General features: G+C 64.1%; 16 protein-coding genes and 1 tRNA gene. 10 read left to right on the top strand and 7 right to left on the bottom strand.

Features of this window, described 5'->3' with window-relative positions; translation table 11 throughout:
- Positions 1–19: 19 nt before the first annotated feature.
- The 4 genes from CK625_RS06485 to CK625_RS06470 are packed head-to-tail and all read right to left on the bottom strand — an operon-like array spanning position 20 to position 5,877.
- Positions 20–2,779: a DUF7657 domain-containing protein gene (locus CK625_RS06485; protein WP_095539494.1), complete on the bottom strand. Its 2,760-nt coding sequence runs from the start codon at positions 2,777–2,779 to the stop codon at positions 20–22.
- 13 nt (positions 2,780–2,792) lie between these two features.
- Positions 2,793–3,692 (bottom strand): SAM-dependent methyltransferase, encoded by a 900-nt coding sequence (locus CK625_RS06480; protein ID WP_238945546.1) that lies wholly within the window; start codon positions 3,690–3,692, stop codon positions 2,793–2,795.
- 44 nt (positions 3,693–3,736) lie between these two features.
- Positions 3,737–5,080, bottom strand: coding sequence for an ABC transporter ATP-binding protein (locus tag CK625_RS06475; protein ID WP_095539493.1), 1,344 nt, complete (start codon positions 5,078–5,080; stop codon positions 3,737–3,739).
- Positions 5,077–5,877 (bottom strand): ABC transporter permease, encoded by an 801-nt coding sequence (locus CK625_RS06470; RefSeq protein WP_095539492.1) that lies wholly within the window; start codon positions 5,875–5,877, stop codon positions 5,077–5,079. The genes CK625_RS06475 and CK625_RS06470 overlap by 4 nt, the downstream gene beginning before the upstream one ends.
- 179 nt (positions 5,878–6,056) lie before the next feature.
- On the opposite strand from CK625_RS06470, the gene CK625_RS06465 reads away from it, so the two are divergent.
- From CK625_RS06465 to CK625_RS06430, 10 genes are all read left to right on the top strand, one after another.
- Positions 6,057–6,293 (top strand): hypothetical protein, encoded by a 237-nt coding sequence (locus CK625_RS06465; protein ID WP_143326205.1) that lies wholly within the window; start codon positions 6,057–6,059, stop codon positions 6,291–6,293.
- A gap of 197 nt (positions 6,294–6,490) precedes the next feature.
- The gene (locus CK625_RS13650; RefSeq protein WP_143326204.1) at positions 6,491–7,342 is read left to right on the top strand and encodes a hypothetical protein; all 852 of its coding nucleotides are present in this window, start codon (positions 6,491–6,493) and stop codon (positions 7,340–7,342) included.
- Between the two features lie 59 nt (positions 7,343–7,401).
- Positions 7,402–8,253, top strand: coding sequence for a hypothetical protein (locus tag CK625_RS13645; protein ID WP_143326203.1), 852 nt, complete (start codon positions 7,402–7,404; stop codon positions 8,251–8,253).
- Between the two features lie 3 nt (positions 8,254–8,256).
- A complete protein-coding gene (locus tag CK625_RS06460; RefSeq protein WP_095539490.1) occupies positions 8,257–10,878 on the top strand; it encodes a calcium-binding protein in 2,622 nt (873 codons plus the stop codon).
- A gap of 760 nt (positions 10,879–11,638) precedes the next feature.
- Positions 11,639–12,166, top strand: a complete 528-nt coding sequence (locus CK625_RS06455) for a GNAT family N-acetyltransferase (protein WP_095539489.1) — start codon at positions 11,639–11,641, stop codon at positions 12,164–12,166.
- A gap of 251 nt (positions 12,167–12,417) precedes the next feature.
- Entirely contained in the window at positions 12,418–13,455 is a 1,038-nt protein-coding gene (locus tag CK625_RS06450) for a DnaJ C-terminal domain-containing protein (RefSeq protein WP_095539488.1), read from the top strand.
- Positions 13,456–13,476: 21 nt separating this feature from the next.
- Positions 13,477–13,833: a chaperone modulator CbpM gene (locus CK625_RS06445; RefSeq protein ID WP_095539487.1), complete on the top strand. Its 357-nt coding sequence runs from the start codon at positions 13,477–13,479 to the stop codon at positions 13,831–13,833.
- 25 nt (positions 13,834–13,858) lie between these two features.
- Entirely contained in the window at positions 13,859–14,887 is a 1,029-nt protein-coding gene (gene hrcA / locus CK625_RS06440; protein WP_095539486.1) for a heat-inducible transcriptional repressor HrcA, read from the top strand.
- A 140-nt stretch (positions 14,888–15,027) separates the two neighbouring features.
- Positions 15,028–15,104 (top strand) — tRNA-Ile (locus tag CK625_RS06435).
- Positions 15,071–16,918 carry a hypothetical protein gene (locus CK625_RS06430; protein ID WP_172425106.1) on the top strand — a complete coding sequence of 616 codons (1,848 nt, stop codon included), beginning with the start codon at positions 15,071–15,073 and terminating at the stop codon, positions 16,916–16,918. Before CK625_RS06435 ends, CK625_RS06430 begins: the two co-directional genes overlap by 34 nt.
- 474 nt (positions 16,919–17,392) lie before the next feature.
- Here CK625_RS06430 and CK625_RS06425 read toward each other — a convergent pair whose 3' ends face one another.
- Genes CK625_RS06425 through CK625_RS06415 form a run of 3 tightly spaced genes read right to left on the bottom strand, consistent with a single transcriptional unit; the run spans position 17,393 to position 19,724 of the window.
- Entirely contained in the window at positions 17,393–18,076 is a 684-nt protein-coding gene (locus CK625_RS06425) for an exopolysaccharide biosynthesis protein (protein WP_095539484.1), read from the bottom strand.
- A 44-nt stretch (positions 18,077–18,120) separates the two neighbouring features.
- A complete protein-coding gene (gene leuB / locus CK625_RS06420) occupies positions 18,121–19,188 on the bottom strand; it encodes a 3-isopropylmalate dehydrogenase (RefSeq protein ID WP_095539483.1) in 1,068 nt (355 codons plus the stop codon).
- On the bottom strand, positions 19,185–19,724 hold the full coding sequence (locus tag CK625_RS06415) for a hypothetical protein (RefSeq protein ID WP_143326201.1): 540 nt from the start codon (positions 19,722–19,724) through the stop codon (positions 19,185–19,187). The genes leuB and CK625_RS06415 overlap by 4 nt, the downstream gene beginning before the upstream one ends.
- Positions 19,725–19,868: the final 144 nt, after the last annotated feature.

Raw genomic sequence — 19,868 nt, 5'->3', positions numbered from 1 at the left:
CGCGGCAAGGGCCGGCGATTCATTGGCCAGATTGCACGGCAAACAGCACCCAGCCATCGTCCTGGGCGCCATCTGCGGTTTGGCTGGCATTGGCTTGCCTGGCCCGCTCCTGCAGGCTGGGATTGGCCTGCAGTTGCCCTGCATCGCGCCAGTTGGCCAGTACGGCGTCGATGGGCAGCAGGCGGAAATCGAAGCGCTGCGGATCCAGGCGCAGCTCGACCCGATCCATGTTCGGTGCCGCGGCGCTCCAGCCGGCAGCGGCGCTGGGCTGGGGTTGCAGCACGATGTGCAGGTGCTGATAGCGGTTGTATTGCTCGCGCAGCTGTTGCTGCGGATCCAGCCGCTGCCACAGGGCCAAGGGCGGCTCATAGAAGGTGGTGTTGAGCACGGCCACGCCGCTGGCGGCCAATGCGTTGGCCCAGGCAGGTTCGCTGACCACGGCCAGTCGAGGGCCCGTGCTGCTTGCCTGACCAGACGACGGCGCAGCCGCAGGCCAATCGCTCAGGGCCTGCTGCAAGGCGGGCGCTGGGCGCAAATGGCTGGGCGCCAGGCCCAGTGGGTTGAAGGGCAAGGCCGTGGCCAACCCCCACAGGCAAAGCAGGGTCACGGCCTGCATGATCTGGCCGCGCACCAGCCAGGCGGCGATGAGGCCGGCCAGGGCGCAGATCAGCCACCAGCTGCCGGGCAGCAGCCAGTCCTGGCTGGGCAGGGGCTGCATGCCCAGCAGTTGGTGCGTGTGCCAGGCAAAGCCCAGGCCGGCCAGCAGCGCCAGCCAGCGCGGCGCCTGCTGCCAGGCCTGGCCGGTGGTGGGCTGATTGGCCGGTGCCAGCAGCCAGGCCAGCACCAGGGCCTGGGCCAGGCCCAGCGCGATGTCGGTGCGAAATGCCGGCGCCAGGCTCCACAGCGAGGCCTTGCTCAGCCAGCCGGGCAGGCCGATGAACATATAGGCCAGCAGCCAGGCGATGAACAGCCACAGCGCCAGGGCCATGGCATCCACACGCCGCAGCGCCCAGCAGCGCAGCGCCGTGGCCAGCGCCAGCGGCGGCAGTACGTAGATGTAGCCGCCCGAGTCGCTGGGGATGGACCACAGCGACGAGGTGTGCAGCGTCACCAGATTGGTCATGCCCTTGAGCAGATGCCAGGGGTCGACATAGCCGCCCAGGTCGGTGGAGCGCGCGCCGGGGTAGATGGTCTGGCGCAAGGCTTCGATGGCCGGGCCGCCTTCGTTCAGCCAGGCCAGCAGCAAGGCGGCGGCCGTCAGCGCGGCCAGAGCGGCGGTCAGGCCCAGGGCCCGCCACTGCGGCGCTTGCAGCATGGGCAATTGCTGGCGTTGTTGCCAGGCCCAAGCTAGGCCCAGCAGTGCCATCAGATAGCCCAGCGGCACCTGCCAGGCCGGGTAAAGCAGCAGCACCAGCGCCGCACCGGCCCAGCCCAGGGCGACGGCGGCCAGCCCGGCCTGTATGGGGCCGCGGCTGCGCAGCAGCTGTTGGGCCGCCAGGGTAACGGCCGCAGCCAGGCCAATGGCATAGGCAGGCCAGCCCGACCAGCTCACCGCATAGCCCGAGGCGCTGACGCTGGTGGCCAGCAGCGCAGCCTGCCGCCAGGGCAGGGCAAACGTGCGGCGCAGCAGCCACCACAGCGTGGCAAAGCACAGAAAGAATGGCAGCCACCAGGCCCAGGCCAGGGCCTGACGCAGCGGCAGCACAAAGAAGCCCCAAGTGGCCGGGCGCGCCAGGGTCGCCCAGTGGGCGATGGGCACGCCCGTCATGCCCACCACATGCATGTTCTGCCCCGGCCAGCCGTGCAGGGGGTTGATGCCCGGCCAGCGCGGCGTGGCGTGCGCCTGGCTGATGGCCAGTGGCGTGACCACCAGCCACTCGTCCGAGCGCACGGCCTGCGCCTGGCCGTAGAGCAGCTGGGCATCGTGCGCCACCAGCGGCGCGGCGCGGTTGGCCTGCTCCAGCAACAGCGGCAGTGAGGAGCCCGTCCAGCCAGCGCCGACCAACAGCGCCAGCGATGCCAGCAGGGCCAGGCCGAAGCGGCGCGCGCCCGCTGCATCGGCGGCCAGCGCGGCGCTGGCTTGGGCGGGTGTCGTTGGCGAGGGGGGTAGGCCGGCGGCGCGGCGCGGGCGCTCCAGGCCCAGGCACCAGGCCAGCAAGGGCAGCGCCAGGGCCAGGCCCAGCATCCAGCGCGCAGCGGCCGGGGCCTGCGTCGCAGGGGGGATGTCGATCTGTTCGCTGCCGTGCAGCGGCACCACATCAATGCGACTGCCATCGGTGGCCAGCACCTGCATGCGCAGGCGCGCCGGGCCGGCGGCGATGTGCGCCGGAATGCGCACCGGCAGGGAAAAACCACTGCTTTGCCATAGAGCGCGTCCGGTGTGCTGGGCCACGCCGGGCCGGTCGAGGGCGTAGCCCAGGCGGCCGGTGTAGATGGCGGTGTCGCCAACCCAGACGGTGGCCTGGGTGATGAAGGCGTTGCCGTGGTAGAGCCCGGCCCAGCCAGAGAGCGTCAGGCGCCGCTGGGCATCGAGCTGCACGCTTTCCAGAAAAGCCTGGCCGGCCTGCTGTTGCTGCGTCTCGGCCGGGATGGCCTGGCTGGGGGCCGTGGCGGCGATGGCTTCAGGGGCCGTGACCGCGCGGGCCTGGCCCAGCCCGGCCAGCAGGGCCAGCGCCAGCAGCAGGGCCATGAGCCAGCGCACGGGCAGCAACGGCCTGGCAGGCCGGCGGCTGTGGTGGCAGCCTGCGGCGGCGGGCATGGTCGGGCTGGCGCTGCGCATGGCTGTTCAGTACTTAGCCTGCGGGTTGCGGCTTTTGCAGCACGAAGGCGTCCTGGTGGCTCCAGAAGCAGGCCTCCTGGTGGCACAGCAGCTGGCTGCCCGGCAGATGCTGGGCGATCTGTTGGCGTACGAACTGGCTGGAGGTGAAGGTCGTGCCGTATTCCTGGGCGTCGATGGCGTTCGATTCGCTGGAGGCAAAGAAGCGAAAGCCGCTCTCGTCGAGCTGGACGTTTTGCTTGCGCAGCGCCTCGGCGCCGTGGGTCGTGAAGATCAGCAGCCCGCCGGGCTGCACGGCAGCATACAAATGCGCCAACCAGGGGCTCCAGCGTGAGGCGGGCAGATGGCTGAACAGCGAGAGCACGAACACCACGTCCCACTGGCGCGGCCAGGCCAGGGCCTGCGGGTCGTTGCTGGAGACGAAACCGGCCACGCCAAAGGTCTGGCGGGCGAAGGCCACGGCATCGGGCACCACGTCCGAGACCGTCACGCGCGGCGCGCCCAGGGCCTTGACCAGATGCCGCGTAAAGCGCCCGTGGCCGCTGGCGAACTCCAGAAAGTGCTGCGTGCCCAGCAGCGGCTTGCCTGCAGCCTCCATCAGCAGCATCAGCTCGGCCAGCGTGCGCCAGCCATCGGCAAAGTAGTCGCGCAGCGGGTTGATGGAGGTGGGGTGGCCGGCGAAGAAATGGAAGATGTCGTCGGCCGGCGAGATCGTGCAGTCCAGCCCGGTCCAGGCGCCAAAGGCGCCGTCGAGCCGGTGCTGCTCGATCAGATTGTGGGCCGCAAGCCGCGTGTCGGCGTGGCCGCGGGCGGCGCCCAGGGCCTGGGCAGCAGCGGGCAGATCGCCGCGCTGCAGCGCGGCCTGGCCTTGCGCCAGCAGCTGCTGCGCGGCGCCGGGGTCAGTGATGGGCATCATGGCAATGAAGTGGTGGGCAAAGGGAAAACCGCAGGCGCTGCGCTTTAGGACCAGTGGTGCGGCAGCTTGACCAGCCCGGGCATCAACGTGGGCGTGACGAAGCGAAAGTGCTTGAAGCGCAGCCACTCGTCGTAGACGACCAGGCCGCTGGCATCGAACAAGAAGGCGCTGATGACGTACTGGCCGCTGTGCAGGGGCAGATCGGGAAAGGTCAGCACCGATTGCCAGCTGCCATCGGCGAGCTGGCGCGGCGCGGCGCCTTCCTCGTGCGTGGCCAGCGAGGTGATGCCCACGCCCTTGGATTGCTCCAGCATGAAGCCGATGTTGGGGCGCTCATCGCCCTGGCCGCGCGCCGTGATGGTGACCACCAGATCGCGGCTTTGCAGCAGCGGGATTTCCTCGCCCGGATCGGTGTGGGCCATCACCACCGACAGCAGATGGGCCACGTTGGCTTCGGGCGCTGCGCTGGGTGCGGCGGCCTGCGCGTCGGTGGCATTGGTTTCGGCGGGCGTGGCTTGGGCATTGGCAGGCGCTGCCGCGGGGGCGGGCTGTGCCTGGGCATCGGCCGTGTCAGGCTGCGCGGGCCCGGCCGGCGCGGCTTGCTCGGCCTGCTCGGCCTGTTGGCGCAGGCGGGTGTGCATCTCGTAGGCGCCCAGCACGGGCTCGGTCGGGCCGAACTCCTTGATGCGCCCGCCATCGAGCCACATGGCCTGGTCGCACAGCGTGCGGATGTGGTAGGGGCTGTGCGAGCAAAACAGGATGGTGCAGCCTTGCTCCTTGAAGGCCATGATGCGCTCGACGCATTTTTTCTGGAACACCTGATCGCCCACGGCCAGCGCCTCGTCGACGATCAGCACGTCCGGCGGCACGGCCGTCATCAGCGCAAAGGCCAGGCGCACCACCATGCCCGAGGAATAGGTCTTGACCGGGCGCTGCAGCGCGTCGCCCAGCCCGGCAAAGGCGATGATCTCGGGCTCCAGCGCGCGCATCTGCTCGTGGCCGATGCCAATCATGCTGCCGCCGAAATACAAGTTGTCGCGCCCGGTGAAATCCGGGTGGAAGCCCGCGCCCAGCTCCAGAATGGCGGTGATGCGGCCCAGGCGCTCGATCTGCCCGGCCGAGGGCTGCAGCGTGCCGGCCAGCAGCTTGAGCAGCGAGCTCTTGCCCGCGCCGTTGTCGCCGATGATGCCGATGCACTGGCCGCGGCGCAGCTCGAACGAGACATCGCGCAGCGCCCAGTGGCTGCGGTGGTAGGCGCGCCCGGTGAGCAGGGCCTTGAGGCGCTGGCGCGGCGAGTCGTAGAGCTTGTACTCCTTGCCGATGCCGCTGGCGCGCAGCACGACGGGGCCGCTGCCGGGTTGGGCCTGGGGAGTGCTGCTGCCGCTCATAGCCAGTCCACCAATTGATCGCGGCTGCGGCGCAACACGGTATCGAGCAGCCAGGCCGCCAGCAGCAACCCTGCGGCCACGGCGGCCCAGATGCTCACGGGCGGCCAATGCCCGCCCAGCAGAATGTGCTGGTAGCCCAGCACGAAAGGCGTCATCGGATTGAGCCAGAGCAGCCAGCGCCAGCGCTCGGGGAACATCGTCAGCGGAAACAGGATGGGCGCAGCAAACACGCCGATCGAGAACGCAAAGGCCACGATTTGCGCCACATCGCGCAGCGCCGCCATCAGCATGGCCAGCAAAAAGCCCAGCATCCAGGCCAGCAGCACCTGCAGCCCCACCAGCACGGGCAGTGCCAGCAGCGCGCTGCTGCCCCCGTGCTGCGGCCAGTAGGCCAGCGCCAGCAGCAGGAACAGGGGGATGTAGACCAGGGCGCTGGTGAGCACTGAGCGGGTCGGGAACAGCACCGGCGGCAGCGGATTCTTCTGCAGCAATCCGCCCACGTCCACCAGGCTGTGCATGGCGCGCTGGGTCATCTCGGCAAAGGCCATCCAGCCGACCATGCCCACGATCAGAAACGTGCCCACGCGCTCGGCCGGCGCGTGCTCGCCCAGGCGCATGGCAAACACCAGATCGAAGACGATGAAATAGCAGGCGATCGTCAAGACCGGCTGCACCCAGGCCCAGACGATGCCGCCGGCCGAGCCGGCAAAGCGCGCGGCCAGCTCGCGCCGCGTGAGCACGCGCAGCAGCGAGCGCATGCGCCAGAGCACGGCCAGATCCGAAAGCAGCGATTTCATGAGCACACAACAAGCGCCCGGGCAGGCCGCAGCAGATGCCGCCTGCATGCCGGCCAGGGCGCGGAAAAAGCGCGAAAGTGTAGAGCAAGCGCCGAATAATTCAAGCGAAGGCCTGCACGAATCCAGCGGCAAAGTGGGCGCTGCGGTTCGGGATGGGCTGCAAGGCGCGAGCCGCAGCAATGGCCCCCGCCATTGCGAGGACGAGCAACGCCGCAGACCGCCCGAATCCGCAGATGCACACGGCGCTGCGATTTGTGCAGGCCTTCCCACAGTTTGCCAAGCCGGCGGCCCTGGAGTTGGAGCTTGCCAGCGAATATGCCGGTGCGCAGCTGCATGCGCTGGCCAGGGATGCACACGGCTGCCCAATCGCGCGCCATGTCTTGCGCGCCAATTCAAGCCAATTGTGTGGTGATTAATGCATTCTGCATTGCGCTTTGACGATGTTTGACATTAACCCGCTGTACCCGCTTGCAGTGGTGGGCTATAAAGCGTAACGAATCGCAGCATGGTGGTATTTCCTGTCAGTGACTCGTACAAGATGCGAGCCTCAACACAATGGCTTTATGCCCGTCCTTCGTCGTGATCCAAAAGCTTATCCCACAGCCTGAGCAGCATGCATTACATCTTTGGAAACCGTAGGCGCATTGCAATTGCCGTCATTCTTGGCGTAGGCATTGTCATCGCCTTGCTGGGCGCAGTCGACCGCGCCAAAAAAGCCTTGTCAGACCAGCAAAGGCCGGTCGCAGTCAGCCAAAGCCAGGTCATGAAGGAAATACGGGATTTGCAAAAAATCCTGAAAGAAAGTACGCCATTCGGTGAGGAAAATTACTCCGTGTCCATCAAGCTGTCCCAGAAAGGGGCGAACTACCGTGGCGACCTGGGTGGGGTCACCGTGGAAGTGCCTAAGAGATGGGCTTTTTTATTGTCCTACGACGATGCCAAGAACCCCAAAACGCAGGAGCACATCATCAATGGATTTATATTGAGAACCAATTTTGAATATCTGATCAGTGGGCAGGGCGATAGGATGAAGATTGGGGAATTCGAGGATGGGACAACAATTTATGTATTTTCTGGGAGTAATTATCCAGATCGTCACCGCAAGATGAAGCGTCTTTCTTCTCCTTGTTTTACAGGGTTGGCTGAGAATAAATTTTATTACAAGAAAAATCAAAGTCGGGTATTTGATTTGGAGTGGTGTTTTCCGGAGCAGGATCTTAGTGATGATTTTTCATATATGGATAATAAAAATTATTATTATAAGATGGATGTGGGTGAGGAAATTTCCGATGTTGTAGAGTGCTTTAATAGCAATACAAGGCTTTCCTATTGTCGACATCACTTGTATATGCCCTCATCAGCGACGGCTGTTGAGGTTAGGTATCATAAGATGTATTTGAAAGACTGGAGGCGAATCAAGGATAGAGTCCAAAGAATAATTTCTGATTTCTATGTTTTAAATTGATTTTGGTTTTTAACTTGGTGCTGAGGGCTGCAATCATTTCATGGTTCGGTTATTGAGGTATGCTCGAAAGATTGCGAATTCCGGAATGGCAAAAAAAATTGCTGGTGGCCTTGATGGTGTTTGGGGTAGGCGGCATGGCGTATTTTATTACCTCGTACAAGCTGCGTATGGATGCCAGATTGGAGGCTCGGCTGGCAGCGGCGAAAAACCCTTGCAAGATTCGAGTGTTTCAGCACCAGGGAAAAGATGTTGTGGAAACCATCTCCGGTTTATTGATCAGGGCGGATGAAGGTGAATTTTGGCGCTGCAAAGACAGTAAGGCTCTAAGCGCTTATCCGAGATTATTTAAGGTAAAAATTCTTCATTATGATGAAGATCAAGAAAAATTATTAAACGTTCTTGTTAATGGAATTTCCGTCAATTCTTACAAAAATCCGTCCCAGTCTTTTCGCGACAATATTAAAAAATTTAATGAGGACTGGAGATGGGTCTCAAAAATTCCCCATTCTCGATATCCTATTGATTTATATCCGAATTTTGGCGTAGATTCTTTGGCTGATTTGAAGCATTCTGATGGGGTTGCTCAGGGTTTTGTTTTTTGGGGGGTAAGAGGAACTGAGCATCCAAGGTGGAAGAGGCCTGCTATCTTCAAGTGTTGGTTTGAGATGCCAGAATCAATTTCTGTAAGCGAAAGAATAAAGTATTCAAAAGATGTAGGCTGGTTGATCAATGCAAGAATTTCGCAAGCTCCTGGCAGCGCTCAGGGGTGTGAAGGGGTGGTGTGGGATAGTCGGAGCGGTCAAACTGGAGCGACAATTAGGCTGCAAGGCAGTCAGGTTCCGTATATTCATCTCATTAGTACGCAAATCAGTGATTTTTTGTCAACTATCTTGATAGAGGAAGAGGAGTGAGTCATGAGTCAAAAATATCAGAAGTACGTTTTTTCAGATTCTGAAAGAAATACTTTGAAAATGGCGCGTGAAAGCGCCCCACCTGAGTTTGATGAACCCTCCTCGCATGGAAATTGGGTTGCTTTTTATACCAAGCTATCTGAAATCTTGGGAGCACACATTGATGCAGGTACAGTCACAGGTCCGGACTTGCAAGACTTCAAAAGTGTAAAATTGTGGACGGATGTGGCCATTAGTGCTAATGGTGGTGCTGGCTTGCACAGCACTTTTATTAGAGCTTTTACTGACTATCAAGGTTATTTGCGATTAGGGCGCCATTTTTCTGCAGAGGAAATGCAAAAAGCGTCCAATGGCGTGACGTTGAATCTTTATCTGTCGCTGAGTGGCCTGAGATCGGTTGATGGATACGACCCTTGGACGGTGCCAACGATTGTGCAGATTGCCAGAGACGATGCCAGTTCCATTGGCATCAACCTCTATGCAGACCATCTGTCAGAATCAGATGATGCCGTGGTCTTCAATACCGGCTGGTCGGGCACGCTGGGATTTAATTTGCTGGGCGGTGAAGAGCCTTTTGAAAGCTGGCGTCTGTTGGCCGAGCCCGCCCGCGATGGGCTGGAGGCGGCCAGCCGCCCAGAGAACCAGCGGCTCGATTCCTTCGATGACTTCAAGAATATTTTGTTTGCCACTGCGGCCTATGAGGCGGCATGGAAGGCCAGCTCCTTCGAGGTTGGCGCTGTGGCTGCGTACGAGCTGGCGCGCTTCATCGCTTTTGTGCAGACAAGAAGGCTTTTGCCTGGCAACGATGCCTATCTGCGATCCATTGCGGCGCAGATCGAAATCAACTTGGCCAATGACAATTGGCTTGGCTTGGTCAAGGATGTGGCAGCGTTTTCGCCAGCGATCAGCCCAGCGGTGAACCTGATGGCCGATGTGGGGCCGGCCAATTTCCTGGACATGATGCGCAGTGCGTATGAGGGCCAAGCCTTGCTGTGGCAAACCAAGCATGCGCAGTTTCAGGATGCGGCCTACGCTTTTTTCAGCCCGATAAGCGCGCAGCAGCGCGAAGGCATTGGAGCCCGCATGCTGCCCATGGAGCAGGAGCAGCTGGTGCGCATGGCCCGCAGTGATGTGGATGTGCGCAATGCCTTGCAGGCGCTGTCGGCTCTCAGTGTGGACACTGCCGCAGTGGGCCTGGATACCAGCCATTTGCAGATTTACGACGCGCAATCTGGCACCGGTCGCTTGACCGAGCGCTGGCTGCAAGACCGCGCGGCTTTTCTGATTGCGCAAACCCAGGAGTTGCAGCAGGGCAATGGCAGTGTGCTGCGGGATCCACAGCGACTGCGCTACTACGACATGGGCAGCGAGCAAGAAGTGTTGCAAGGCTTTGGCAGCCACCGCCGCCAGATTGTGTTTGGCGCAGCCGGGGGCTCCAACCTGCAGGGCCAGGGGTTTGATGACCGCCTCTACGGCGGCGATGAGGCAGACCGGCTGGAGGGCAAGGGCGGCAGCGACCATCTTGAAGGCGGCCAAGGCCACGACACCTACGTGCTCAGCAGCGATGACTCGGGCGTGGACACGATAGTGGACGTCGATGGCGATGGGCACCTGGAAGTGGATGGCAGCGCAATTTCGGGTGTTTACAAGCGCTATCACAGCCAGAGCACGAGCTATTACAGCGCCGATGGCCGCACCCGTATCGACGTGCTGCCAAACGGTGTGCACACCAAATCGCAAGGGCCAGAGGGGCAGGCAGGCGCAGCCGGGCGACACACGCTGGGGGTGTACCGGCTCGACGGCACGCAGTGGCGGCAACTGGCCCATGTGCTCGATTGGAAGGGCCAGGGCCTGGGCCTGCAGCTGAGCGACGAGCTGGGCGAGCCCGAGCGCCATGTGGTGACGCTGGGCGGAGACCGTTACTACGACACATTTGAGGCGGCAGACCGGCCAGTGCAGATCAGCACTGGCGACAAGCGGGACTATGTCAACGGCAGCGCCTTTTCAGACCACATCAGCCTGGGCGAGAGCCACGACATTGCCCTGGCCGGCTTGGGCAATGACTTCATCGATGGCGGTGCAGGCGGGGATTTCATTCTGGCCGGCCCTGACGTGCGCGAACCAGGGGCAAGCGCCAATGACCACGATGTGCTCGTTGGCGGCGCCGGGCGCGACAAGCTCAAAGGGGGCGCTGGCGACGACGTGCTGTATGCCATGGCGATGGAAGACGACATCGACAGTGAAGGTGCCGCCACAGGCGACTGGCTGCTCGGCGGCTCTGGCGATGACATGCTCCACGGCAGCCGTGCGGGTGATGTGCTCAATGGCGGCGCGGGCAATGATCGCATCCGCGGCGGCAGCGACAGCGACTTCTACATCCTGCAAGCTGGCGACGGGCAAGGCCGCCTCATCGAAGTGCTGGGCGACAGCGCCGCGCACGACATCATCGAACTGCGGGGACTGGCCTCCAGCGACAGCTGGCAACTGCGCCGTGTGAGCCAAGACCTGCACCTGCACTACGGCGTGGGCGGCCAGGACCTGCTCATCGTGCAAGACCAATTCGCCGCCGGCGCCATGGCCATCGAAGAAATCCGCTTCAGCGACGGTGTCTCGCTGAGCGCATAGCAAATCGCCCAGCAGGCCATCGACAGCGCGGCGCCAGACAGCGGCAGCACACAGGGCGGCGATACCGGCACCGATACCGGCATCAACCCCGGCAGCGGCACAGTTGACGGCACAGGCAGCAAACACGGCAGCGCCGACCAAGGCCTGACCGCGCAGCCCAGCGCAGCAGCGCGTGCCGACATCGCCGCACTGCTGGCCGCCGCCCAGGCCCTGCCCAAGCCCGCCAGCGCCGCCAACGCCGCATGGACGCTCGAAGACCTGCAGCCCCAGGCTTGGCAGCCCCAGCACGGCCTGGCCCAAATCCCATGGCATGCCCAGGCCTGGGAAGGAGCAGACGGCGCACCGGGCAGCACGCCAAGCAGCGCACTGGACAGCGCACTGAGCAGCAGCGCCGCCCAGGCGCAGCAGCTCATCGCTGCCATGGCCGCCATGGCCCCGGCCGATGCCCTGGCCAGTGCCAGCTTCATGACCGCAGCGGGCTACCAGCCGGGTAGCTACCAGGACCTGACCAAGCCCTTGTTGGCTGCGGCGGCTTGAGGGATGTGTCTGCACGAGTCGCAGCGCACACTGATCTGGATTCGAGCCGACCTTCCCAAGCGCGAAAACGGCGCTGGCGCAAATCCCGCGCAGGCGCAAGCGGGCGGCGCAATTGTCATCGGATTTTGTCTGTCAAGCCCTTGAGGCTATTGATATTTGCCGGCCCTTGGGTGCAGAATACGCCGTTTTTTCACACACTGATCGTTCTTTTTTGCATTTCGCTATGTCTGCCATTCAGGTCCGCGCCGCCACGCTTCGTGATGCCAAAGCCATCGCCCAGATCCACACTGCCGCCATGCAAGCCGCCTACAAAGGCTTGGTGCCGGACGAGCACCTGAAGTCCATCAGCCTGGAAAAGCGCATCGCCTACTGGCGCGAAGCCATCGAGTATTGCGAGCCCCAGGTCAAGGTCGCCATCGAGAACGACAAGATCGTCGGCTTCGTCGGCTTCGATCGCTCGCGCGATGAGAAGACCCGCCCCACCACCGGCGAAATCTGGGCCATCTACATCTCCCCCAACCACTGGAACAAGGGCGTGGGCGCTGCGCTGTGGGATGCCGCGCGCGAGGGCCTGCACGAAGAAGGTTGCACCAACGTCACCGCCTGGGTGCCGGTGCAGAACGAGCGCGCGCTGAAATTCCACGAGACCGCCGGTTTCGAGCGCGAGGCCAGCAGCGCCAAGATCGCCATGATCGGCGGCACCAAGTTCGAGGAAATCCGCGTCAAGCGCTCGCTGACCACCGGGCGCTGAGCGCCACCGGCCGCGCGCCGCAGGCGCGCGCCATGCACATGCACAGGCTGCGCTTTGGGGCGCAGCCTTTCTTTTTGGGCACAATGCCCGCGCCGCTTGACAAGCCCGGCCGCGCCCCCATTTGATGGGCGTGACGTGATGCCCGGGCAGCCGCTTTGCAAGGCAATGTGCCGCCAGCGGCGGGAAGACCTGGCGATCACGAGGGGGCATGACAGCAGGCGCTCGCCGCTTGCACCACAGCACAGCAACGCATGGAATACAAGGACTACTACCAAATCCTCGGTGTGGACAAAAGCGCCAGCGCCGATGACATCAAGAAGGCCTACCGCAAGCTGGCGCGCCAATACCACCCGGATGTGAGCAAGGCGCCCGATGCGGCGCAGCGCATGGCCGAGGTCAACGAGGCCCATGCCGTGCTCTCCGACCCCGAAAAGCGCGCTGCCTACGACACCGTCGGGGCCCAGGCCTGGGCGGCAGGCGCGCGCTCGGGCGACGATGTGCGCCCGCCGCCGGGCTGGAATGCTGGGTTTGACTTTTCCGGCCAGGAGGGCGCACAAGGCTTTGATGGCTTCGATGGCTTTGGCGGTTTCGGGGGCTTTGGCAACTTCGATGCCGCAGGTGAGCAGGGCGCGCGCAGCGCCTTCTTCGAGGAACTGTTCGGCCGCGCCGCGCGTGCCCGCCAGGGCCAGGCCCGAGGCGCGGCGGCCGGGCCGCTGCGCGGCCAGGATCAGCACGCGCACATCGAGCTTGAGCTGCCCGACGCCTACCAGGGCGCCATGCGCACCCTGACGCTGCGCGGCATGCGCCTGGATGCCCAGGGCCAGCCCGTGCCCGAGGAACGCACTCTGGAAGTCAAGATCCCCAAGGGCGTCAAGCCCGGCCAGCTCATTCGCCTGGCCGGCCAGGGCAGCCCGGGCCTGAACGGCGGCGCGGCCGGCGACCTGTTTCTGGAAGTGCAGCTGCGCAGCGACGCGCGCTGGCAGGTGCAGGGCCGCGACGTGACGCAAAAGCTGCGCGTTGCGCCCTGGGAAGCCGTGCTCGGCGCCAACGTGCAGGTGCGCACGCCCGATGGCGCGACGGTGGAGGTGGGCGTGCCTGCGGGCTCCAGCAGCGGCCGCAGGCTGCGCCTGAAAGGGCGCGGCATCCCGGCGGCCAACGCCGCTGGCACTGCGGGCGATCTTTATCTGGAGCTGGACCTGGCCGTGCCCGGCGCCGTGACCGAGGCGCAGCAGGCCGCCTGGGCCGCATTGCGCGAGGCCTACCCTGGCTTTGACCTGCGCCGCGCCTGAGACAAGAACAAGGAGCCCGCCATGACGAGAACGACCACTGCCGTGACGTTGATTTCCGAAGACCTGATCGAGCTGCTCGACGATGCGGCGCTGTCGCTGGAGCAGTTCGCCAGCGGCTGCCGCATGGCCCCCGACTGGGTGCTGGCGCGCGTGCAGGCCGGTGTGCTGCAGGCCGAGGCGGTCGCTGGCGAAGGCCAATGGCGCTTTGCCAGCGCCACGCTGGTGCGCGCGCGGCGCATCGCCCACCTGGAGCATGCCTTCGACGCCGACCCACAGCTGGCCGCACTGACCACCGACCTGATGGAAGAAGTGGCCGCATTGCGCCAGCAGTTGCAGGCCCTGGGCGCCCAGGCGGGGCTGGGGCAGCAGGACTGCTGAAGCGCACTGCAAGGAAGATGCCGCCATGCTGGATGAGCGCGCCAAGGTCCTGCTGACCACCCTGATCGAACGCTACATCGAGGACGGCCAGCCCGTGGGCTCGCGCACGCTGGCCAAGTCCTCCGGGCTGGAGCTCTCGGCGGCGACGATCCGCAACGTCATGGCCGACCTGGAAGAGCTCGGGCTGATCGCCAGCCCCCACACCTCGGCCGGGCGCGTGCCCACGCCCAAGGGCTACCGCCTGTTCGTCGACAGCATGATGACCGTGCAGCGCGAGCGCTGGCACGAGCAGCTGCACGATGGCTGCGCCCCTGCGGCGCTCAGCCCCGACCAGCCCCAGCGCGTCATCACCAGCGCCGCGCAGCTGCTGTCGAACCTGTCGCAATTCGTCGGCGTGGTCGTGGCGCCGCAGAAAAGCGCCGTGTTGCACCACATCGAATTCCTGCGCCTGTCGGCGCAGCGCGTGCTGGTCATCCTGGTCTCGCCCGACGGCAATGTGCAGAACAAGCTCGTACACACTCGGGACGACATTGCGCAAGAGCACCTGCTGGAGGCCAGCAACTACCTCAATGCCCACTACAGCGGCCTGAGCGTCGACCAGGTGCGCGAGCGCCTGCGCAGCGAAATCAACCGCCTGCGCGGCGAAATCGCGGCGCTGATGGAGGCGGCCATCGGCGACCCGGCCAGCGGCGCCCAGCCAGCCGGGCAGGACGTGGTCATCTCCGGCGAGCGCAACCTGCTGGCCGTGAGCGATTTCTCCAAGGACATGGACAGCATCCGCCGCGCCTTCGACCTGTTCGAGCAGAAAACCCAGATCCTGCAACTGCTGGACGTGACCGGCCAGGCCCAGGGCGTGAAGATCTACATCGGCGGCGAAAGCCAGGCCGTGCCCGTCTCCGAGCTGTCCATCGTCAGCGCCCCCTACGAAGTGGACGGCCAGATCGTCGGCACACTGGGCGTCATCGGCCCCACGCGCATGCCTTACGAGCGCATGGTGCACATCGTCGACATCACCGCCCGCTTGCTGACTAACGCACTCAGCCGCCCCAAATAGCCGCCTGCGCCTGCAACGGCCGTCCTGTGGCGGCTGTTGCGGCACTGCGTTCGCAGTTACAATCGCGCGCTTTGTTCAGCCGGGTGCGGGCCAGTCGGCTGGGCGCTATGTGCGCATGGGCGCGCGCATAGCCGCAGATCGGGCCGTTAGCTCAGTTGGTTAGAGCAGGGGACTCATAATCCCTTGGTCGCAGGTTCAAGTCCTGCACGGCCTACCAAGGTTGCGCTGCAAATCCGGCGCTTGCGATCGGTTTTGTCTGGCGCTGTTTCCCGCTGTTTCCTGCAGAGAGCGAAGGGGTGCATTGCCTCGGCGCGTTCTCACTGCAGAGCCAATCTGGCATTCCCTGAAAGACGCTTGTTCATGCTAAAAAAAATCTCAAGCCTGTGTGCCATTTTCTTTTTCGCACTTGCCGCGCATGCGCAGCAAGTGCTTTTTCTTTCTACCCATGAGCCTGGTGGAGGCGGGGCCTATTACCTCAACGGCGTGCGCGATAGTCTGCAAAACGCTGGCGCCACTGTGGACGACCAGCGAGGCCTGTTGAGCCAGACCACGGCCATCGATGGCAGCCTGTTTGCCGGCAAGGATCTGGTCGTGCTGATGACGATTTACCAGCCCATGGATGCCGTACATCTGCCTGTGCTCAAGCAGGCCATGCTGAACAACCCGAATCTGACCTTCGCCATCTTCTCCGATGGCTGTTGTGAATGGGACCGCAATCTCAAGCAGCTGGTTGGCATTGTGAACGAGGCCACTGGCTGGAGCATGGACCTCAGTGCCCAGCCTTACCGCTTCCCTGGCGGCAATGCTTCGCTGCCATTGAATGGCAAATCTCCGTACCGCAGCGCATTCACAGCCGTGGATCCCATGCGCGGCCATGACTATCGTCTGATCACCAAAGTGCCTGCAGAGAATGCGCTGTACTTGCACCACGGCACCACCACCGCCCCGGATCCAGGCACAGAGACCAATGCCTATGGGCTGTTCATTCCCAAGGCCCAAAACAACAAGGGCCAAGGCGCATGCGTTTTTCTGACTGGCGATTCCAGCAACTGGGCGCCAGATCAGTTGCTGGCAAACCAGCGCACCAATCTGGGCAAGACCATGGTGGATCTCAGCCGCAGTGAATACTGCAAGCAGCCACAGGTCATCACCTTCCCGCCCCAGCCTGCGCAGACCTTCAGTCCCAATGGCACGTTCACGCTGAGTGGCGTCAAGGGCGGTGACTCGAAAAATCCTGTCACCTACAGCAGCAGCACCCCCACTGTGTGCACGGTCGATGCCGCAGGCAAGGTCACGATGTTGGCCGCTGGCGATTGCACGATCGCGGCGGACCAAGCTGGCAACGACAACTACAGCGCAGCAGCGCAGGTCAGCCAAACCATTGCCATTGGCAAGCAGGTGCAGGCCATCACCTTCCCGGCCCAGCAGAAGCAGACCTTCAGCCCCAATGGCACGTTCACGCTGAGTGGCGTCAAGGGCGGTGACTCGAAAAACCCTGTCACCTACAGCAGCACCACACCCACTGTGTGCACGGTCGATGCCAACAGTGGTGAAGTCACGATGCTGGCCGCTGGCGATTGCACGATCGCGGCGAACCAAGCTGGCAACGACAACTACAGCGCGGCAGCGCCGGTCAGCCAAACCATTGTCATTGGCAAGCAGCCGCAGACGATCACGTCCCCGGCCCAGCCTGCGCAAACCTTTGTGCTTGGCGGCAAGTTCATGTTGAGCGGCATCATGGGCGGGGCCTCGGGTGAGCCCCTGAGCTACAGCAGCGTCACGCCCGATGTGTGCACGGTCGATGCCAACAGCGGTGAAGTCACGATGCTGGCCGCTGGCGAATGCGTGCTTGAGATCAAGCAGGCGGGCAATGCCAGCTATGACGCTGCCACAACGGCCAGGTTGACCATCATGCTGTCCTCGGCTGCTGCACTCTCGCCCACGCCGGTGCCTGTGATGGGCCCATGGGGCCTGATGCTGCTGGCCCTGGTGGCAGCCGTCATGGGCGCTCTGCGCTTGCGCCGCGACTGATCGCGCTTTGGCCGGCGGAAGGAGATGACAGGCCCTGTCTTTCAGAGGCTTGCCCGGCAAGCATGTTGATGGCCTTCGGGCCTGTCATTTGAAATGGATCGCGTTTTTGCGTGAGTCATTTTCCCCGTCATGCCTGCCCCGCTTTTGCGGGGCAGTTTTTTTTGGGGGGCATGGCAGGGTCAATCCCTGGCGCAGAGCTTGCTCAACCCCCCTCCCGCATGGGCTGCCCGTGCATGGCCTCGGGTCGATTGAGCGTGCTGCAAAGCCTTGCCGGGCAAGCGCCAGGCTTGACGGGAGGCGGTGGCATTGGCCCCTGGCAGCCCGATGTCCCCGCCCAGACCGCACAATGCTCTGCCTGCACTGGGCTTTGGAGGCAAGTCGTGATGCGGGGGCGAATCACGGCCTGGGGTGTGGGCGCGCCGCCTTGCTGGCTTGTGCCTGTGCCAGGGTATGGGGCGCGCGGGCGCGTTCCGTTCAGATGAAGAAATGGCTGCCGGCCTTCCAGGCTGCCCAGGCCAGCAGTGCGAAGTACACCACCGAGCCCAGCGTGACCAGGTAGCCGCCCAGCACCAGCAGGCCGTCGCGCTGGGCTACGCCCAGCGACAGCAACAAGATGGCGATGCCCGGCAGGGTGTTGGAGAACGGCACCAGGCTCAGCGGCAGCATCAGCAGCACGGCGGCAAACATGATGGCCAGGCCGTTGAGGTTGCGCATGGGCCCGCCGGTGAGGCGGTGCATGCGCAGCGGCTTGAGGATGGCATCCAGCCTGCGCAGCACGCCCAGGCCGCGTTGCAGCACCGGGCGCAGCCGCTCGGCGCTGAGCTGGCGGTCGGCGATGAAGGGCGGCAGCCAGGGCAGCCGGCCCAGGCTGATGGACAGCGCAATGAGCAAGATGGCGCAGCCGAACACGGTGGACACGCCCGGGATGGAGACCGGGAAAAGGAAGGGCAGCGTCATGAGCGCGCAAAGCATCAGCAGGCCCTTGTCGCCCATCAAGGCCATGAGCTCGCGCACCGAGAACGAGGGCTTGTCCAGCCGCGCCAGCAGTTGCACCAGCACTTCGCTGGCCGAGAGCTGGCCGACCGGGCCGGGGCTGGTGGTGTGGTCCTGGGCGGCGGGCTGGGGCGACTCTGGCGCTGGGGGCAGGGCGTTGTTCATGGCGTTCTGATGCTGCGGCTGGCGTGTGTGCCTTGAATAGACTCTTACAGCGCGGCGCGCACGGCGTCGCCCATTTCGGCGGTGCCGACTTTTTTCGTGCCTTCGCTGTAGATGTCGGCCGTGCGCAGGCCGCTGGCCAGCACTTTCTTGACGGCGGCCTCGATGCGCTCGGCCGCTTCGGGCTGGTTCAGCGAGTAGCGCAGCATCATCGCGGCGCTGAGGATGGTGGCCAGCGGGTTGGCAATGCCCTTGCCGGCGATGTCGGGCGCGCTGCCGTGGCTGGGCTCGTACAGGCCCTGGTTTTTCTCGTTCAGGCTGGCGCTGGGCAGCATGCCGATGGAGCCGGTGAGCATGGCGGCCTCGTCGCTCAGGATGTCGCCAAACATGTTGCCGGTGACGAGCACGTCGATGTTCTTGGGCGCCTTGACCAGTTGCATGGCGGCGTTGTCCACGTACATGTGCTCAAGCTGCACGTCCGGGTATTGCTGGTGCACTTCGCTCATCACGTCGCGCCAGAACTGGAAGGTCTCCAGCACGTTGGCCTTGTCCACCGAGAGCACTTTCTTGCCGCGCTTGCGTGCGGCCTGGAAGGCCACGTGGGCGATGCGCTCAATCTCCGGGCGCGAGTAGCGCATGGTGTCGAAGGCTTCTTGGCTGCCGGGGAAGTGCCCGTCGCTGGCGGTGCGGCGCCCGCGCGGCTGGCCGAAGTAGATGTCGCCGGTGAGCTCGCGGATGATGAGGATGTCCAGCCCGGCCACCAGCTCGGGCTTGAGGCTGGAGGCGTGGGTGAGCTGCTCGTAGCAGATGGCGGGGCGGAAGTTGGCGAACAGGCCCAGCTCCTTGCGCAGGCCCAGGATGGCTTGCTCGGGGCGCAGGTGGCGCTCCAGCGTGTCGTACTGGAAGTCGCCCACGGCGCCGAACAGGATGGCGTCGGCTTGCTTGGCCAGCTTCAGCGTGGCCTCGGGCAGCGGGTGGCCGTGCGCGGCGTAGGCCGCGCCGCCGACCAGGGCTTGCTCCATTTCGAGCGGCAGGCCCAGGGCCTGGAGCACCTTGACGGCTTCGGCGACGATTTCGGTGCCGATGCCGTCACCGGGGAGGATGGCGATTTTCATGTGCTGTGCTTTCGTTGGTGTTGGGAAATGGCGTGGATGAATTTTTTGCGCCACTGCATCCAACCACGCTGGATGTAGGTGGCAAAAAAGCCATAGGGGTGGCGGCGCACGTCCTGGCCTTGCAGGGCCTGGGCAATCATGTCCAGGTGCCCGCTGTTCCAGGCCCACAGGGTGCGGCCGCCCACGCTGATTTGGTGAAACAGCGGGGGCAACTGGCCGTAGGCCACGCCTTGCGCGCGATACAGGCAGGCGGTGCAGCGCAGGTCAAACGGTTGGTCCCACAAGGCATTGCCGTCAGTGGCGATGCGCGCATCGGGCATGGCATCGAGCAGGGCCGCCGGCGGCGCGGCCAGCGCGCGCCGGCCGCAGCGCGGGCAGCGCACATCCAGCCGCGCAGGGCGCTGGCGATGGTCGTAGCGGACGTGGCTGGCGCCGCCACTCAGCCATGACCGTGTGCGCTGCCGCTTGGGCCGGGCGGTGGGCGAAGCGGTGGGCAGAGATGCGGGCCGGGATGGCGCAGCGGGTGAGGCAGGCACGAAAATGGCTGGAGAGATGGGGGAGCAGGCAGCGGCGGCTGGGCCTGTGGATGTCATGCGCGGGGCATTGTATCGGTTGCCCCGGCCGATCCGTGCCTGGCCGCAGATGCGCAAGGCGGCAGGGCAAGGCCTTGACCTACAATC

This window comes from Vandammella animalimorsus, assembly GCF_002285265.1.
In the GTDB taxonomy this organism is placed as follows: domain Bacteria; phylum Pseudomonadota; class Gammaproteobacteria; order Burkholderiales; family Burkholderiaceae_C; genus Lampropedia.
Note: the sequence above shows the minus strand (reverse complement) of the source record. Positions and strands in the feature narration are given on the sequence as shown.

Bases quoted from the DNA above. Each gene is read 5' to 3' on its own strand.
- CK625_RS06485 (WP_095539494.1), bottom strand. From the start codon at position 2,779: ATGCGCAGCGCCAGCCCGACCATGCCCGCCGCCGCAGGCTGCCACCAC.
- CK625_RS06480 (WP_238945546.1), bottom strand. From the start codon at position 3,692: ATGATGCCCATCACTGACCCCGGCGCCGCGCAGCAGCTGCTGGCGCAA.
- CK625_RS06475 (WP_095539493.1), bottom strand. From the start codon at position 5,080: ATGAGCGGCAGCAGCACTCCCCAGGCCCAACCCGGCAGCGGCCCCGTC.
- CK625_RS06470 (WP_095539492.1), bottom strand. From the start codon at position 5,877: ATGAAATCGCTGCTTTCGGATCTGGCCGTGCTCTGGCGCATGCGCTCG.
- CK625_RS06465 (WP_143326205.1), top strand. From the start codon at position 6,057: ATGGCCCCCGCCATTGCGAGGACGAGCAACGCCGCAGACCGCCCGAAT.
- CK625_RS13650 (WP_143326204.1), top strand. From the start codon at position 6,491: ATGCATTACATCTTTGGAAACCGTAGGCGCATTGCAATTGCCGTCATT.
- CK625_RS13645 (WP_143326203.1), top strand. From the start codon at position 7,402: ATGCTCGAAAGATTGCGAATTCCGGAATGGCAAAAAAAATTGCTGGTG.
- CK625_RS06460 (WP_095539490.1), top strand. From the start codon at position 8,257: ATGAGTCAAAAATATCAGAAGTACGTTTTTTCAGATTCTGAAAGAAAT.
- CK625_RS06455 (WP_095539489.1), top strand. From the start codon at position 11,639: ATGTCTGCCATTCAGGTCCGCGCCGCCACGCTTCGTGATGCCAAAGCC.
- CK625_RS06450 (WP_095539488.1), top strand. From the start codon at position 12,418: ATGGAATACAAGGACTACTACCAAATCCTCGGTGTGGACAAAAGCGCC.
- CK625_RS06445 (WP_095539487.1), top strand. From the start codon at position 13,477: ATGACGAGAACGACCACTGCCGTGACGTTGATTTCCGAAGACCTGATC.
- hrcA (WP_095539486.1), top strand. From the start codon at position 13,859: ATGCTGGATGAGCGCGCCAAGGTCCTGCTGACCACCCTGATCGAACGC.
- CK625_RS06425 (WP_095539484.1), bottom strand. From the start codon at position 18,076: ATGAACAACGCCCTGCCCCCAGCGCCAGAGTCGCCCCAGCCCGCCGCC.
- leuB (WP_095539483.1), bottom strand. From the start codon at position 19,188: ATGAAAATCGCCATCCTCCCCGGTGACGGCATCGGCACCGAAATCGTC.